The sequence below is a fragment of the Verrucomicrobiia bacterium genome (assembly GCA_036405135.1).
Taxonomy (GTDB): Bacteria; Verrucomicrobiota; Verrucomicrobiia; order Limisphaerales; family JAEYXS01; genus JAEYXS01.
Window position 1 is genome coordinate 33691 of record DASWYF010000049.1, and the last position, 16473, is coordinate 50163.

At 55.8% G+C, this 16473-nt stretch carries 12 protein-coding genes; 5 read left to right on the forward strand and 7 right to left on the reverse strand.

What is annotated here, in order from left to right; all coding sequences use genetic code 11:
• Positions 1–14 precede the first annotated feature (14 nt).
• Entirely contained in the window at positions 15–785 is a 771-nt protein-coding gene (locus VGH19_23225) for an ABC transporter ATP-binding protein (GenBank protein HEY1174298.1), read from the forward strand.
• A complete protein-coding gene (locus VGH19_23230) occupies positions 782–2077 on the forward strand; it encodes an ABC transporter permease (GenBank protein ID HEY1174299.1) in 1296 nt (431 codons plus the stop codon). Before VGH19_23225 ends, VGH19_23230 begins: the two co-directional genes overlap by 4 nt.
• A 52-nt stretch (positions 2078–2129) precedes the next feature.
• On the opposite strand, the gene VGH19_23235 is transcribed toward VGH19_23230, so the two are convergent.
• Positions 2130–5720 carry a PVC-type heme-binding CxxCH protein gene (locus tag VGH19_23235; protein ID HEY1174300.1) on the reverse strand — a complete coding sequence of 1197 codons (3591 nt, stop codon included), beginning with the start codon at positions 5718–5720 and terminating at the stop codon, positions 2130–2132.
• A gap of 106 nt (positions 5721–5826) precedes the next feature.
• Positions 5827–6810, reverse strand: a complete 984-nt coding sequence (locus tag VGH19_23240) for a hypothetical protein (protein HEY1174301.1) — start codon at positions 6808–6810, stop codon at positions 5827–5829.
• Positions 6811–6948: 138 nt separating this feature from the next.
• Between VGH19_23240 and VGH19_23245 the strand changes: the two genes are divergently transcribed.
• A complete protein-coding gene (locus VGH19_23245; GenBank protein HEY1174302.1) occupies positions 6949–7800 on the forward strand; it encodes a sugar phosphate isomerase/epimerase family protein in 852 nt (283 codons plus the stop codon).
• Positions 7801–8017: 217 nt separating this feature from the next.
• Here VGH19_23245 and VGH19_23250 read toward each other — a convergent pair whose 3' ends face one another.
• The 4 genes from VGH19_23250 to VGH19_23265 form a co-directional block, all read right to left on the reverse strand.
• Positions 8018–9127 carry a hypothetical protein gene (locus tag VGH19_23250; protein HEY1174303.1) on the reverse strand — a complete coding sequence of 370 codons (1110 nt, stop codon included), beginning with the start codon at positions 9125–9127 and terminating at the stop codon, positions 8018–8020.
• Between the two features lie 210 nt (positions 9128–9337).
• Positions 9338–10033, reverse strand: coding sequence for a lipid-binding SYLF domain-containing protein (locus VGH19_23255; protein ID HEY1174304.1), 696 nt, complete (start codon positions 10031–10033; stop codon positions 9338–9340).
• Between the two features lie 223 nt (positions 10034–10256).
• Complete coding sequence (locus VGH19_23260; GenBank protein HEY1174305.1) at positions 10257–11366, reverse strand: D-TA family PLP-dependent enzyme; 1110 nt, start codon at positions 11364–11366, stop codon at positions 10257–10259.
• An 88-nt stretch (positions 11367–11454) separates the two neighbouring features.
• Complete coding sequence (locus VGH19_23265) at positions 11455–11919, reverse strand: RidA family protein (GenBank protein ID HEY1174306.1); 465 nt, start codon at positions 11917–11919, stop codon at positions 11455–11457.
• Positions 11920–11949: 30 nt separating this feature from the next.
• Here VGH19_23265 and VGH19_23270 point away from each other — a divergent pair, with 30 nt between their 5' ends.
• Complete coding sequence (locus tag VGH19_23270; protein HEY1174307.1) at positions 11950–12990, forward strand: D-2-hydroxyacid dehydrogenase; 1041 nt, start codon at positions 11950–11952, stop codon at positions 12988–12990.
• A 169-nt stretch (positions 12991–13159) separates the two neighbouring features.
• On the opposite strand, the gene VGH19_23275 is transcribed toward VGH19_23270, so the two are convergent.
• The gene (locus tag VGH19_23275) at positions 13160–14317 is read right to left on the reverse strand and encodes an endonuclease/exonuclease/phosphatase family protein (protein HEY1174308.1); all 1158 of its coding nucleotides are present in this window, start codon (positions 14315–14317) and stop codon (positions 13160–13162) included.
• A 138-nt stretch (positions 14318–14455) separates the two neighbouring features.
• On the opposite strand from VGH19_23275, the gene VGH19_23280 reads away from it, so the two are divergent.
• Positions 14456–16468 carry a carboxypeptidase regulatory-like domain-containing protein gene (locus VGH19_23280; protein HEY1174309.1) on the forward strand — a complete coding sequence of 671 codons (2013 nt, stop codon included), beginning with the start codon at positions 14456–14458 and terminating at the stop codon, positions 16466–16468.
• Positions 16469–16473: the final 5 nt, after the last annotated feature.

Here is a 16473-nt window from a genome sequence, read left to right on the forward strand (position 1 = left end):
GGCAGCAGGCGCATATGACAGGGAAGCCGATCATCAGCATCAAGGGGCTGGAGAAGTTATACATTCTCGGTGAGGTGGAAGTACGCGCCCTGCGGGGCGTGAGCGTTGACATCGAGGAGGGCAGCTATGTGGCCATCATGGGGCCTTCTGGTTCCGGCAAATCCACCATGCTCAATGTGCTGGGTTGCCTGGATCGTCCTACAGCGGGCGAGTATTATTTGGGAGATGAGAACGTTGCCACGATGGATGACGATCAGCTTTCGGACATCCGGGGACGTCGGCTTGGTTTCATCTTTCAGTCTTACAATCTCGTTCACCAATTGACGGTGGTTGAGAATATCTATGTGCCGTTGTTCTACCAGGGCAAAGACCTGAAGGACTATCAGCGGCATTGTGAGCGGCTGGCGGGATTGGTGGGCTTGGACAAACGATTAGACCATCGGCCCAAGCAGCTTTCCGGCGGTCAGCAGCAGCGTGTAGCCATCGCGCGTTCATTGGTGAATGATCCATTGATGATCCTCGCGGACGAGCCCACGGGTAACTTGGATTCCAAGACGGGCAAGGAAGTGTTGGATCTGATGGACAAGCTGAACGATGCGGGTAAGACCATCGTGCTCGTCACCCACGGTCCTGAGGTGGCGGAGCGGGCGCATCGCGTGTTGCACATGAAGGACGGGGTGATCGACCGTGAGGTGATCAATCGCAAGTTCACTCCGCGCAAACAGGCGAACAGCGACTGGCTGACGGCCATCGAAAAATCTCTCGGTATCAACTCTGCACCATGATCGCCTACCGCGTATTGCGAATCGTCCAGTTGGGCATCAAGAGCCTCTTGCTTCACAAGATGCGCTCGGCACTGACGATGCTGGGCATCATATTCGGTGTGTGCTCGGTGATCGCGATGCTCGCGATCGGTGAAGGTGCTTCCTATGAGGCGCAGGAAACCATCAAGAAGCTGGGCAGTAATAACGTCATCATCCGCAGTGTGAAGCCGCCTGAGGAAACGTCATCCAGCGGTGGTGGCAGTGGGCGCCGCAGTTTCGTGAGCGAGCATGGCATCACCTACAAAGATGCCGGCCGTATCCAGGGGACAATCCCGGGTGTCGCGAGCGTTTTGCCAATGCGAATCATCCGTGACAACGTCATCTTCGACCAGAATAACATCCAGGTGCAGGTGATCGGTACTCATCCGAATTATCCAGAGATGACGGGAGCGAAAATGATCCGGGGACGTTTCCTCAGCAGCACGGACGAGAGCCGTCAGGCGAATGTGTGTGTGATCACGCTGAGCCTCGCACAACATCTGTTCCCTTATCAGAACCCGTTGGACGAAGAAGTGCGCATCGGTGCGGATTACTACCAAGTGGTCGGTCTTTTGCAGGAGCAGGGCACGGACAAACAACGGGCGCAATCGGGCAATGTGGAAGGGCAGGCGCTGGACAGCAATGTTTACATTCCGCTGGCCACGGCGCGCAGCCGTTTCGGCGATGTGGTGGTGAACCGTTCAGCGGGCAGCTTCAGTGCCGAGAAGGTGGAGTTGCATCAATTGACGGTGCAGTTTCACGATCCGAAAGCGGTGGAGGCGGCAGTGCCGCAGATTGAGGCGCTCTTCGGCCGCTTCCACAAGCGCAAGGATTTCGAGTTCATCGTGCCGTTGCAATTGCTGCGTCAGGCGGAGCAGACCAAGCGCATCTTCAACATCGTGCTCGGTTCCATCGCGGCCATCTCGCTATTGGTCGGTGGCATCGGCATCATGAACATCATGCTCGCGACGGTGACGGAGCGCACGCGCGAGATTGGCGTGCGCCGTGCGTTGGGTGCGAAGAAGAAGGACATCATCACGCAGTTCCTCGTGGAAACGGTGGTGCTTTCGTTCGGTGGTGGTTTAATCGGTGTGATGGCAGGTGTGATCATTCCGTTGCTGGTGTCTCATTTCACGGACATGAAAGCCATCATCACGTGGTGGTCGGTGGTGCTGGCGTTCAGCATCTCCGGATTGATCGGCGTGGTGTTCGGGATCTATCCGGCGAGCAGCGCGGCGAATTTGGATCCGATTGATGCCTTGCGCCATGAGTAAATAAAAAGCCGCGCCAAAGAAATTGGCGCGGCCGGTGAGTTTTTCCTCTTAATTAGCGCGTTGCCGCTGTCAGCGGGGCACTCTCAATCTTCGGGCTGGTCCAGAAACCAAATTCCCAAGCCCAATTATTCGCGCGGTTTTCGAGACGCAGTTCAACCGTTTGGCCGGCGAGCGGAGTGAGGTTGATGTCGATGGCCTGCCATTGGTCTTTGGAACCTTTGATGAGGCGCTTCTCCAATTCTTTGCCGTTGGCGAGCACGACGAGATCCCAATCACCTTTCTCATGCGCTAACACGTCGAAGAGCAGGCGGGTCTTTTGACCGGCGGGCACGGCGAACTTGCGGACGAGGGCGGCGCCTTTCTCTTTGGTGTAAGGATGCGTGATGAGCACATTCTGCTTGCCCGCGTAATCGGTCAGGCGATTCGGCGTGGCCTCAAAATCTGGGGCTTCCACGCGCCATTCGGGATTCCAGTGGGAGACGGATTCCCAGTCCACTTCCTTGTATTTGATCTCGGAGACGGGTTTACCTTTCGGCTGCGGCGCGGCTTCGGTTTTCTTCTCGGCCGGTTTGCCTTCGGGCAAGGCGTCTTCTTCCAGCCAGGTGAACGGTTTCTTTTCCTGCGGCGGATTTAGCAGGTAGGCGATCATGTTGCGGAAGTCTTCATCGGACATCTGTTCCAAGCCTTCAGGCATCACGGAGAGTTCGCTCACGCGCATGGTCTTGATGTCGGACTTGGCGACGATGTCTTCCTTCGGTCCGGCGGAGAGGATCTTCACGCGGGCATCGTTGTTCTCGATGATGCGTCCAGCGACGATGCGGTCGTCCTTCGTCTCGATCTCCACGTTCTCATATCCCGCACCGATGATCTGGTTCGGATCAATGATGTTCGCGAGCAGGGCGTTCAAGCTGGATCGACCGACACCAGTGAGGTCAGGGCCGACATCCGCGCCTTCACCGTAGAGCTTGTGGCAGGTGAAGCAGGTACGCTGGGCGATCTCGTGACCGGCCTTGAGGTCCGGTTGCTTTTTAGAATCAAGAATCATCTTGCGCTTAGCGGCGATGAGTTTCGTCTTATCAGCATCGGCATCGCGGACGCGACCGAAGACGAGTTGCGCGCGGCGGGCGAGCATGCCGTAATCCGCCTGCGAACGCATCATAGTGCGGATGCCCGTGGCGGAGACATCGGTGGTGGCGACTTGCTTCTGCTCCAGCGCGGAGAGAAGGGTGGAAGCCCAGCGATCGCGGGTGGTCATGATGTCGGCAGCCGCACGACGGACGGGCGGAGTGAAGTTGCCCCAGCGCGCGAGAATCTCGTTCGGCAAGGCATCGCCGCCGATCTCGGCCAAGGCGCGTAAGGCTTCCATGGCGAGAGAGTCGGGATTTTTCACGCTGATGACTTGGAGGAAAGCATCTCGCGCGGCCTGGTTCTTAAGCTGGCGGACGACCTGCATTGCTTCACGACGTTTCTCGATCGTGGCGCTCTGGTCATTCACCAATTTCACGCTACCTTGCACGGCGGCGGCATTGCCCCAGAGAGTGCCGAGACGTTGAGCACGCTCTTTCACTTGCGCATCGCTGCTGGCGAGGAGTTTGTTCAGCACCGCAGTCGTATCGCCGGAGGGGACGATGGCTTTGCCCTTTTGGCCTTCGAGCAAGCCGTTCAGGGCGGCGACGGTGAGGGCGGCATCCTGATCAAGCAGCTTGCCGATAACCTCGGTGGCTTGCACGAGCAACTCCGGCTTGTTCAGGTCGCAAACGCGGCGCATGAGCTTTTGCGTGAGCTGGCCGGAGAGGGGCATGTTCTTGGCTGCGCTTTCGACGGTCCATTGGAAGGCGACATCGACTGCTTCCGGGATGAGCGGTTCCGCGGCAAACCAGATCATGAAGGGGATGAGCGGGTCTTTGCCATCGCGCGAGGCTTCGATGAGGTTTGGGATGACATCGCCCAGGTCCACTTGCTTGGCAGGCGGAGTATTCACGGTGAGTGAACCGCTGGTGAACTGGCGCACAGCTGTGGCGACAGCCAAACGTACAGATGGATCGGGGTCTTTTGCGAGTGTTTCGAGTGCGGTGATCTCATCCTTCGTGCCGACATTGCGTTCACCGATGAGGCGGGCGCACCAATTACGGATCGCGGGTTCGCGATCGGTGCCCGCGGCGAGCAGCACGTCATCATTCAAGTAACCGGAGCTGTGCATGGTCCAGAGGGCGGCCAGGCGGGCTTCGAGTGTGGTGCCGTTCTTGAACAACTGCTGCAGGTGGCCCATCACGGTGTTGTCGCGACGTTCGTTGAGGAATTGTTGAGCAGTGCGGCGTTGCCAGACGTTCGAATGAGCGAGGAGCTTCACGAGTTCTGCGCTCGGGAGCTTGGCGAGGTTCATGTCTTTGCTCGGGCGGCTCATGATGGGTTTGCCCTTTTCCTTGCCGGTGTAAACGACGCGCCAGATGCGGCCGTAGGTGCGGTCCACACCCTCTGGGTCGGCACGGGCGTTCTGGTAGCACGGATACTTGTCATACCAGTCACCGAGCCAGATGTTGCCGTCAGGACCGGTTTGAATGCTGATGGGGCGGAACCAGCCGTCATTCGCGCGAACGAAATCAGGACGGTCACTGGCGGTGAAGCTGGAGCCGTTGGGCTTGAGTTCATCCATATGCACGGAGCTGTCATGGATGTTGCCCATGAAAATCTTACCCGTGTAGGACTGGGGATATTGGTTGCCCTGATAGACCTGCACACCGCAGTAGGCGGCGCGGAAATGTTTGTGATCCACAATGCTCGCCAGACCGCCGCGCGGTGAGTGCATGTCGGCATAGCCGTAGGGATTCGCCCAGATGCCGCCTTGGCGGACGAACTGGCCACCGGGAGCCATGTGGAAGAGGTGATCGATGACGCAGGCGCTGACGAAAGCATTGCCCGCGCGATCGAAGTCCACGCCCCAAGGATTGCTGGTGCCGTCGGCGAACACCTCGAACTTGCGCGTCTGCGGATGCCAACGCGCCACGGCGGCGTTCATCACCACGCCGGGGTCATTCGGCTTTTTCGGATCTTTCACGAGAGAATGCGTGAAGACGCCGTGAGTCATGTAGAGATGACCATCCGGTCCCCAAGTGAAACCGTTCAGCAATTCGTGACGGTCCTCGAGGCCGAAGCCGGTCATGACGACTTCGCTGGTGTCGGCTTTGTCGTCACCGTTCGTATCTTTCAGGAAGAGCAGGTGAGGGGCTTGGCCCACGTAGGCACCGCCGTTGCCGAGGATGATGGCGGTGGCGAGGTTCAGGCCATCAGCGAAGGTGGTCACCTTGTCGGCGCGGCCATCGCCATCGGTGTCTTCGAGAATCTTTACGGTATCACGGGGCTTCGCGCCTTTCGGAGCGCCGAGGGGGTATTCGTAGAGTTCCACCACCCAGAGGCGGCCACGTTCATCCCAAGTCATCGCCACGGGATTCACGACCATAGGCTCGGAGGCGAAGAGGCGCACCTCGAAGCCTTCTGGCACGGTGAATTTCTTCTGCGCTTCAGCGGGCGGCAGGGGCTCTGAAGCAGTCGGCGCGTAAACGCCGGTGAGTTGTTTGCCCTGGCCGAACGCAGCGAGCGTTCCACCCAAGAACAGCAATGAGGCAAAGAGATGACGGACATTCATAAAGTGAAAGTCCGCCTATCATGAACGCAAATCAGAAACGTTCAACGGAGGAGACGCACATGGGCATATCTGGAATCAACATCAATGCGCGTTTTGTTGATTGAGATCACTTGGTGTTCAGTTGAGTGGCATATACTCGCAGCAAGAGTGCGCTGGAGCGCAGCTCTACTGGTATGGGAACGGTTGTCTGCGGGGCGGTTCCAGTGACGGCTAGCTTTTTAAACAACTGGCCTGAGTAAGATAAGAATTCGACTGTATAGGACGTGTCTTTCTGTGAGGGAAATACAGCGGCGAGTTTGCCGTCTTCCATGACCAGTGAAGTCTTTATCGAAGGTTCTATACGTGCAGCTCGACTGGAGGTGGCACTAAGCGCAGCGGAAGAAAGAACGGTTTCTCCTACTCGCACACGGAAGAAAGGTCCTGATTCATTCAAAGAGGTGAAACTGGCAGTACCAGATGGAGCTTGAAACGTGGTCGCCTCACGCCACTCGGCCAGATCACTACTGGCTTCCAAAACGTATGTGGCAGATGTCTGCAAGTTAAGCGAGATGCCAGTCACTTTTACGGTGTCATGGAGAAGGTTGGTGATTTTGAGGTCTGGATTCTGGCTCTTGGCTGTAAAAACTGGCTCTGAACCATCAGCATATTCCGGTGGGCAGGGAACCAAGCAGTAAATTATTCCAGTGGCTTGAACAGGAATTCCATATTCCGGGTGCGGTGTGGTAATTCCCAGATAAATGCCCAAAGGATCCATTCTGAAATGCCGATAAGGGCTGCGGCAGCGGAAAACATGCACTGAAGGACGGGTTAGAGATGTTACTGGATTCCAAATTGCTTCACCAGAAGAGGGAATGGTAACCCAACCTTCAGGAGCTTCCATTTCTTGTACTGACCCAAAGTGTACTACAAAATAGTTGATCTCAAAAGAAGTCGCAAAATGATGCGTTGGAAGCGTTATCGTGTAGCGAAACCAGCCGTCCCCTTCATACCGGCTCTCCAACTCGAGAGAGTTACTTGCACAGAATCCCTTCATGCTGGACAGCAGAGTCAGCAGGATTAGCCAGAGCTTGGCTGAAGAACCCTTGGGCATAGTCTCAATATGCTAATCGGCGAATGGCTGCGTTCAAGCCACAATTCCATGGAGAAACTCTGATTTTGCTCCCAAATCGCTTTGACTCTATCCCTTCAATCATTAGCCTGTTGGGAAATCCGAAAGCGCAGAAATACTATGAGATTTGGCATCAATTCATTCCTTTACGTTTCACCGTTCGTCACGGAGAGCACCAAGCTCTTCAAGCAATTCAAGAAATGGGGCTTCGAGACCGTGGAGATCCCGGTGGAAGATCCTTCCCACATCGATCCGGCCAAGCTGAAGGCGGAAGCGGCTAAGGCGGGCATCGCCATCGGTTCCATCTGCGCGTGCATGGGCCCGGGACGTGATTTCCGCGGGACTGCTGAAGAACAGAAGGTGGCGACGGATTATGTGATGACCCTGATCGATCAAGCCTCTGCCATGGGTTGCCCGCGCATCATCGGTCCCATCTACTCCGTGGTGGGAAAGGCGGATGCGGTGGAACCGGCGCAACAGAAGGTGGAGTTCGACCTCGTGGTGAAGAACCTCAAGCCGATCGCGAAGTATGCCGAATCCAAGGGCGTGCTGCTGTGCATCGAACCGTTGAACCGTTTTGAAACGGACTTCCTCAATACGTGCGACAAGGGCTTGAAGCTCATCAAGGCCATCGGCAGCAAGGCGGTGACGCTGCATCTCGATACGTTCCACATGAACATCGAGGAGAAGAACCAGGCGGCGGCCATCCTCAAGGCGGGCAAGAACCTCGGTCACTTCCATGCGTGCGGCAGCGATCGTGGCACGCCGGGTGGCGATCATATCGACTGGAAGCCGATCGTGGCCGCGCTGAAGAAAATCAATTATCAGGGTGACGTGGTGATCGAGTCCTTCACGACGGATGTGAAGGTCATCGCCCGCGCGGCGGCCATCTGGCGCAAGATCGAGCCGAACCGCAATGACATCGCGGTGAAGGGCCTGGCGAACTTGAAGAAGTTCTTCAAGAAGAAGTAAGGCCCGCGCTATAGCGCGGGAATGACGAATTCCGAAGCACGAATGACGAAGCCCTGGATGAGAGATCATCCGGGGTTTTAATTTCTAATGTAGAGCTCGCTTCTCTTTCCGTTTAGGGAAAAGGAAGTTGATTCATTTGGATGTGTTAGCGCGTATTGAAGAAGGAGGCACTTTGACGAAAAGAGTTGGGGCTCGACGGAGTCTCGCCCTACCACGCTTACTTCTTCTTCAATGAAGAGAGATACTCGACCAAGTCCACCAGTTCTTGCGTGCTCATGGTCATCTGGAGGCCGGCGGGCATGATGGAGAGTTTCATGGTCGAGCGGCTCTTGAGGTCGGCTTTGGCGACTTTGCGGACGATGGTGGTGGCGTCTTTCACGCTAATGGAATCGGAGGTCTCGCTGACGATGAGGCCGTAGATCTCGTCGCCGTTTTTGAGTTTGATCTCCCAGGATTCGTAGCCGAAGGAGATGCCGGCGCTGGGTTCAAGGATGGATTCGTAGAGCGCGTCCTTGCCGAGTTTGGTGCCGATCTCGGAGAGGGCGGGACCGAAGTCGCGACCTTGGCCGTTCACGACGTGGCAGGTGGCGCAGGTGGATTGCACGCGGAAGAAGACGCCTTCGCCGCGTTTCACATCACCTTTCATGGTGAGCAACTGGCTGACGGCGGGCAGAGGCTGGGCGTTGCCGGAGAGGGGCAAAGGCAACACGTCAGCGGCTTCCTTCTGCACGTTCGGGAAGCGGGAAGCGTTGAGCTCCGTGGTGGCGATGAAGCGCAGGTCAGCAGGAAGCTTGTCTTCCTTGGCGAGCTTGAGGATGGCTTGCGCGCCGGATTGGACTTTGGCAGCGCCTTTCACGGCTTGGCGGCGGATGGTGAGGTCGCGTTTCAGGTCGATGATCAAGGGGAGGAGGAGCTTCTCGGCGTTTTGGCCACCGACATTGCCGGTGGCATCGACGAGGCTGGTGATGCGGGTGACGTTGGTCTTGGCGAGTTCGGCTTGGACGAGAGTGAGGCCGTTGTTCGCGAAGAGGGCGCGCAGGGCTTCGACGCCAAGCTGGTCGTTCGGTTTCTGGATGGCGAGCTCGAGCAGGTCGGGATTGCGGTCGGTGACCTTGAAGCGTTGCACGAGGTCCACGAATTCAGCGGTGCCTTTGGAGCTGTCCAATACGCGGGTGAGCGCGGCTTTGAGTTCAGGCTGCTCATTGATTTTATTCGCGGGCAGGCGGCTGAGGGCTTCGCTGATGATGGCGGACTGGTTGGCATCGGCGGCGGTGAGGGTGCCTGCGCTTAAAGCCAAATAGCAGATGAATGGAGCAAATGCTTTCATGCCTAAATTGTCTGTTGCAAGACGGTGTTATCGGTGTTTCTGGGAAAGATGTCTACCGTCACTTGCACCGGACAACAACAATCTCTCCCAATATCGGCAAAGTGTTTTCCAAACCCTGAGAATCAACCAAGTGTTGCGAGAGGATTTGGTACAATAAGAAAGGCCGCCGTGGAACACTTTTCCGCGGCGGCCTTTTCTGAATTGCGGTGGCTACTTCTGGCTCAGTTCCGGAGTGGGCTGCGCGTAGGACTCGATCTTCGCAGCCAGAGCCTTGGCGGTCGCTGTGGGTTCCACCTTCTTCTTGAAGAGGATGTCTTGAACCCACACGTACTCGCCGTAGTACCGCATGTTATCTTTTTCATTCGGGGAGACCGCGCCACCTTTGATGGTAGCGCCGCCATACAGTCCCTTCGTATCCGAGTAGATCAAGATGGCCTGATCATCTTCGTGAACGCTTTCACCCGCATTCGTGCTGGAATCACCCGCTGTGCCTTCCGCCGCGCCACCGAATTCGCCGTTGTGATCGATGAGTGCACGAACCGCATTCGTATTCATCAGCACCATGACCATGAAGGTCTGTTGGCCGCCGACTTGGAACCCGATGCTGCCTTCATTCGCATTGTAGAAAGCAGGCGCACTCCATTCTTTCGTCACGGAATCACGCACCATCGCCACGCCGCCACCGCCCTGGAACCCGATGATGAAACCGGCTTTCGTGCGGTCGAGCAGTACGATGCCTTGTGCGTTCTTCAAAATCTTGGCTGGAATGGCCTTGTCCGGTTTGGCCTGCATCGCCTCAAACTTGGAGGTGAGTTTCAGGATGCGTTGGTCCAGTTCTGCCTGGCTCGCCGCCATGGCCGAGCAGGCGAAAGCGAGCATCATCAGCGAGCTAATCAGTTTTTTCATAGTCTTGTGTGTTTGTTACTAATTTTTCACTAACAAGTCTGTATAGTGCATCGCATGTGCCAAGGATGCACGCGTCTCAGAATTAAATGTAACTCATTGATTAATAGGAGATTAAGAGTTTTTAAAACTGTGAAATTAACGCTGCCAAAAGAGAATTTAAATGCATTTTGCAACAAGGGCTGTGTTTGCATGCTTTTCATGCAAAACGACGTGGCATTTCACCTTAAATCGTCAGCATCCGTTCACGTCCGCGTACCAGCCATTTTCCAACAGCCTTCCTATTCTCCACTGTGACGACTGATCCATGCAGTGCCACTGTAGGGCAGATGTGCCGAGGAATGCCGTAGAGGCAATCGCCAACAGAAAACTCATTAGCACGTGGGGTCTCGATCACCAGATGCTCCTCGCTCTGGCTGATGGCATTTGCATCAGGCAACTGCGGAAAGAAAACGCGAGGATGCGGATTTTCCGCCGCAACCGCCTTGTGCCCGAGGTCGAGGCAGAGCCGATTTTCGCCCGGCTTGCTGATGACGCGCACGAGCAACATGGCGGCTTGCTGAAACCCCAGATCTTTGAAGCGATTCCCGTAACCAAAATCCCAGAACACATACGTGCCCGGACTGCACTCGCGATCGGGGTAATTTGCGTGAATCGGAAATGTCGGCGTGCCACCGGCGATGAAACGCGGCACAGGCAGGCCTTCCGTCTGCAACTGCGTGCGCAACGCGAGCACCGGAGCCATGCCGTCCTCACACGCCTTCGTGCGTGCCGTGAGATCTTCGATGTGCAGATGCCCATCGTACGCATGCAGGCCATCTGCTATGAGTCCTGGAGCTTTCGCCAGTTCACGATAGAGTGCCAACGCCCGTTCATCCGGTGGCACACCTGTGCGATGCATCCCGCAATCGATATCCAACAGCACCGGAATCTTTACACCCGCTTGCGTCGCGGCTGCAGAGAGCGTTTTCAGCGCACCTGAGTCATCCACTATGGTGCGAAACGTCACTTGTGGAAAACGTCGGATGAGTTCAAGCAATCGCGCCACATTCGGCCCGACCGGTTGATAGGAGAGCAGCACATCCGTCATGCCATGCGTGGCCGCGAGTTCTGCTTCGGCGATTGTCGCCGCCTTGCACTGTATCACGCCCGCTTGCACATGCATCTGCGCCATCTCACCAAGCTTGTGTGTCTTGATATGCGGACGCAAGCGGTCCGGTCCGCCGGTCATCGTGAGTACGCGTTCCAAGTTAGCCCGGCAACGCGCCGGGTAAACGAGCAGGGAAGGGGAGGGAATCTCCGCCGCGTTTTCTACGACGAACCAGTCTGTGCTCATATATCCGATAAGTGGGTGCCGGTTTAATTTCAGAACCGGTTTTGCCGGTTACGGTGAAGCGGCTTAAAAGCCGCGCTCCACAGAGATGTCAGTTATGCAGCTCAAAAATCACTTCGATCTCCACGGCGATATTTCCAGGCAATGAGCCCATGCCCACGGCACTGCGGGCACCTACGCCATCATCCGATCCCCAGATCTGTTCGTAGAGTTCGCTGTAGCCGTTGATCACTTTCGGGTGGTCAGGGAAATCAGGCGTGGCGTTCACCATGCCGAGCGTTTTGATCACGCGCTTGATGCGGTCCAGTGAACCCAATTCTTTGCGTACCGTGGAGAGGATGGCCAATCCCGTCTGACGAGCGGCGACTTGTCCGGCCGCCAAATCTAAGTCTTGTCCCACCTTGCCGCGGATCATCGTGCCATCGCTGCGCAATGGACCGTGTCCGGACACGTAAGCGAGATTGCCCGTGATGACGACGGGTTTGTAGATGCCTCCACGCGGAGGAGCAGGTGGGAGTTCCAGTTTGAGTTCTTGGATACGTTTTTCGGCGCTCATGAGTGGCGATTTGATTTGCGTTGTTGATACGTGAAGCGCCGAACTCTGGCAAGGACTCGACGGAATCTCTTCGCACCTCTACTGTCCACCAAGGCGATGAAGCAATTGAAGATTTTCTGCGACATACAACTGAGCGAACCAGGGTTGAAACGTCTGCGTGAAGGCGTGGCCACGCATGAGATCATCCTGCCCTCTAAGATGCTGAGTTCGCCATTCACGCAGTCCACCAGGGATACGGCTTTTGATGAGGTTGAGATCGCCTTTGGTCAACCCAACCTTGAAAACATCTATGAGTCAAAGAAGCTGAAGTGGATACACATCTCCAGTGCCGGCTTCACCCGTTATGACACACCTGAATTTAGAGCTTTTGCGAGTGAGCGTGAAATCCACGTGACGAACAGTTCCACGGTGTATGCGGAAGCCTGCGCGGAGCATGTGTTCGCATTCATGCTGGCTCAGTCGCGTCGTCTGCCGGAATCGTTGAAAGCGCGTTACGAGAATAACTCTCCGAAATGGCTGCATCTGCGCCATTCCTCGCCCCTGTTGAAACATCAACGCGTGGTCATCCTCGGATTCGGCGGCATCGCCACCCGCTTGCTCGAGATGCTGAAGCCGTTTCACATGGAAGTGGCGGCGTATCGACGCAAGCCGCGTGGGGATGAAGGCATCCCGATCATCAGCATGGCTGAGCTGCCGGATGCGCTTGCCCAAGCAGATCACGTGATCAACATTCTGCCGGCCAATGCGCAATCAAACGCGTTCGTCTCCAGCGAGCGATTGAAGCAGATGAAGCGCGGTGCGGTGTTCTACAACATCGGACGTGGTGCCACGGTGGATCAAGCTGCGCTGGTGGACGCCTTGAGCACGGGACATCTCGGAGCCGCATGGCTGGATGTCACCGAGCCGGAGCCTTTGCCTTTGGGGCATCCATTGTTGAGCTTGCCGAATTGTTACATCACTCCGCATGTGGCCGGGGGGCATCATGATGAGACAGGATTTCTCATCAGCCATTTCCTGAACAACTTTTCGCGCTATCTGGATGAAGCACCGTTGCTGGATCGGGTCATGTGAGGTTCATGGGCCGCGACTGTGTGCGCGGAGCACCAGTCGCAGCGGGAACTATTTTTTAGAGGTTTCGAAATATTTCACAGGCGACTTTGCTTGTTCCCGTGCTGCGGCTGGTTCCTCAGAGGAACACCCCGACACCGCATCGGGGCAAGCCGCCGCGGTCCAAAAGAAGTTACTTCCCGCTCTCCTTCAACTCAAACGTCGCCACCATGCTGCGATGCTGGGAGCGCCGTCCCGGTTCTGCTTTGCACGCGATGGGCTTGAGCTGGCTGCTGGAGAAAATTTGATCCAATCGCAACCATGGGCCGAAGAAGGTGAGGGGGTTGCGCGTGAAGCCTGGGAAGGTCAAACCATAGCCGCTGCCAGCTTGTTCAAAAGCATCCGTGAACTGGTCACAGTAGGAGTTATAGATCTGCCCGTGATTCGGCACATTGAAATCACCGGCGATAAGGACGGGAGCTGTTTCTTTCTTGGCCAGTTCGGCGATCTCCGCCGCCATCTTTTTTTGATGATCCCAGAAGGCTTGCGTCTCATTGCGCAGCTTTTCGCCGTAACCGCCTTTACGTCCGAAGACGGCTGCCACGAAACCGCCCTTGCTCATAGGCTCAAGAATTTCACGTGGTGACGTGAGATGCACGGTGTAGATGACCAGATCGCGACCCTCCCAATCCAGGACGGCTCGTGCAGCTACTGGTCGCCGGTTCAGTCCGCGTTGAGGCAGAAGTTCCGCCTGCTTGATGGGAAAGCGACTGATGAAGGTGAACTCATCTATGCCGCGCACGCTCAGACCGGGATATGCTTTGGCGAACTGCGCTTCCCGCCCTGCTTCCTGAAACACCACCACATCCGGTTTCTCTGCTTCGATGAAATTTGTAGGGCTCTGTTTGTTATCCTGCCCGCGATTGTTTGTGAGGATTTTGATGGATGCACCTTTGGGTGTTCCGGCAGAACCGAACTGCGGGTCCATGTAAACAAATAGAACCAAAATGAGTGCTGCAATATGCAATAAACACCAACGAGGTTTGATGAGTAAGGTGAGCGGTCCCAAGACGATGACGGGCAATAGCCAGACTTGTGGCGGAATATACAGTGCAAAACACAGGAACCAATGAGTCTCGGCCCGCCATTCCAGCAAAGCCAGCACCAGACACAGGATGATGCCGTAGCTAATATTTACAAAGAGCAGTCCTCGATGAAGCCACTTGAGCAGTTTATGTATGGCACCATCAGGATTTCGCCAGTCTTTCAGGGTCTTGAGCAAGCACTCCAGCAGCTTGATCAGCGGTGGATCATCCGCTGGGCTGGGCTGGTTGGATGGCGTTTGCATCATGTGCGTCTGTATTCTCAGGTTCGAGGCGGTGAGGACAATGCTAAAAGAGTCCGAATGGCACTTGCAGAGTGTGTGGTGACTGCCTATTTTCCACGTTCGCTGAAAAAGCGTGATAAGTAACCTAGTCCAGCCCTCTCCATGAAGCGCTCCTTCGCCCTTATTTTAACTTTGTTGTTGGCAACTGCTCTGACCGGGCGGGCGGCGGAAAACCAAGTGCATAGCGCACCTGAAGTGAACCCGCCGAGTTTCACGCGGACTAATTCGGTGACATTGCCCAAGGCAAAGGCGACTTTGGCTGTCGGGCCGACGCTTTACTCTATCGGCCAGCCGACGGATGACGAACAGCTTCACCTGGAGCTCATCAACCGCGCGCGTGCGAATCCTCCCGCAGAGGGGCAATGGCTGGCGGCATTGACGGATCCGAATGTAGTGAATGCCCTTAATTACTTCCATGTCGATCTGGGAGTGATGATCACCGAGTTTAATGCGATCGCCGCGGCGCCACCACTGGCTTTTAACTCCAAGCTGATGGGGACTGCCCGGGTGCACAGCCAGTTGATGTTCGACCAGCGTACCCAGGCCCATGTGCTGCCTGGCGAGCCGGATGTGGATGAGCGGATCGTTGATGCCGGCTATAATTTTCAGAACTTGGGTGAAAATATTTTCGTGGCATCGAAGAGTGCGCTCTATGGTCACGCCGCCTTTCAGGTTGATTGGGGACAGACCAACATCAATTTTCCTGGTGAAGTGACATTTGGCATGCAGAACCCGCGAGGACACCGAAACACTATCCATAATCCCGCCTTTCGAGAAGTTGGGGTGGGCATTTATTATGGTTCCTTTGGAGTGAACATCGGGCCACAGGCCGTCACTCAGGATTTTGGCACCCAACAAAATGATGCTGAGCTTGGCGGAAAGCCATTGCTGACGGGGGTGGTTTACAATGATTTCGATGGCGATCTTTTCTATGACTTGGGTGAAGGACTTGGAGGGGTGACGGTGGAAGTCACCGGCAACCAGTACTATGCCGTCACAGCCAGCAGCGGCGGTTACACGATTCCTTTGCCGGGGAATGGCAACTATACAGTGACGTTCACAGCAGCGAATGGCGGCAGCTATACGACGAATATCACAGTTGCTGGTAACGCGAACTTCAAGGTGGATTGGCGCCCGGTGTATCAGATGCCGACGCTTACGGGCCCAACGCGGCCGGTGAATGGATTCAACATGACTTATTCGTTCAGCACGCCGGTCGGTATCACGAGCTATGCGTGGCAGGCGATCGCGCTGACGCCGCTCACATTCACGGATAATGCGGATGGCGGGTTGAATAACTTTAACGCGACAATCACTGGCGGGTATTCGGCGACTGGTGCAGATAGTGTCGGCAATCGCGCTTCCGTATTCCATCTGGCTAACCCCGGAGCGGGTGAGCAGATTTTGGAGTATAAAACTAAGTTTGTTCCCAAACCGGGGGCTTCACTTTCATTCCTCTCACGTCTGGCTTTGGCCACAACAGATCAGATTCCTCGCGTGCAAATCTCGCAAGATAATGGCGTGAGCTGGCAGACTGTCTGGTCGCAAACGAGCGGCGGAAATCAATCGGCACAATATACTTCGGTGAATATCGATCTGGGAGGATTGGCCCGGGTGGAGACGAAATTACGGTTCAATTACTCCTTTTTCTCCGGCAGTTATTATGGAGATACGGGTTTTAACTATGGCTGGTGCATCGACAGCATCCAGATCTCAGGTGCTGACACCGCTTCTGTGGCAGGCAGCGGCACGGTGAACAATACCTCGCAATTTCTTTTTACGGCCAGCGTCTCGGGTGATTATCTCGTATCATTGAAACCTTCGGTAGCGGGGCGCAATTATCCTGCGGCTAATGTGCTCACAGTTCAGAGTGTCGCGGCACCTACGGTCACGATCAGCGCGGTGCAGAACAGTCCATCTAAGAAGTTTGATGTGGGCCTTTCCCATGCGGCCTCGGGTCAGGTGAAAGTGTGGACGGCTACGAGTGTCGCTGGACCTTGGATGGAAGAAACGGGCACTTCTCTCCAGACATTGACTGCGGAGCAAAGTTTTCGGGTAACTCTGCCGACGTTCACTGGCCATCGGTTTTACCGTGTGCAGTTGACTCCGCAGTAAGAAGG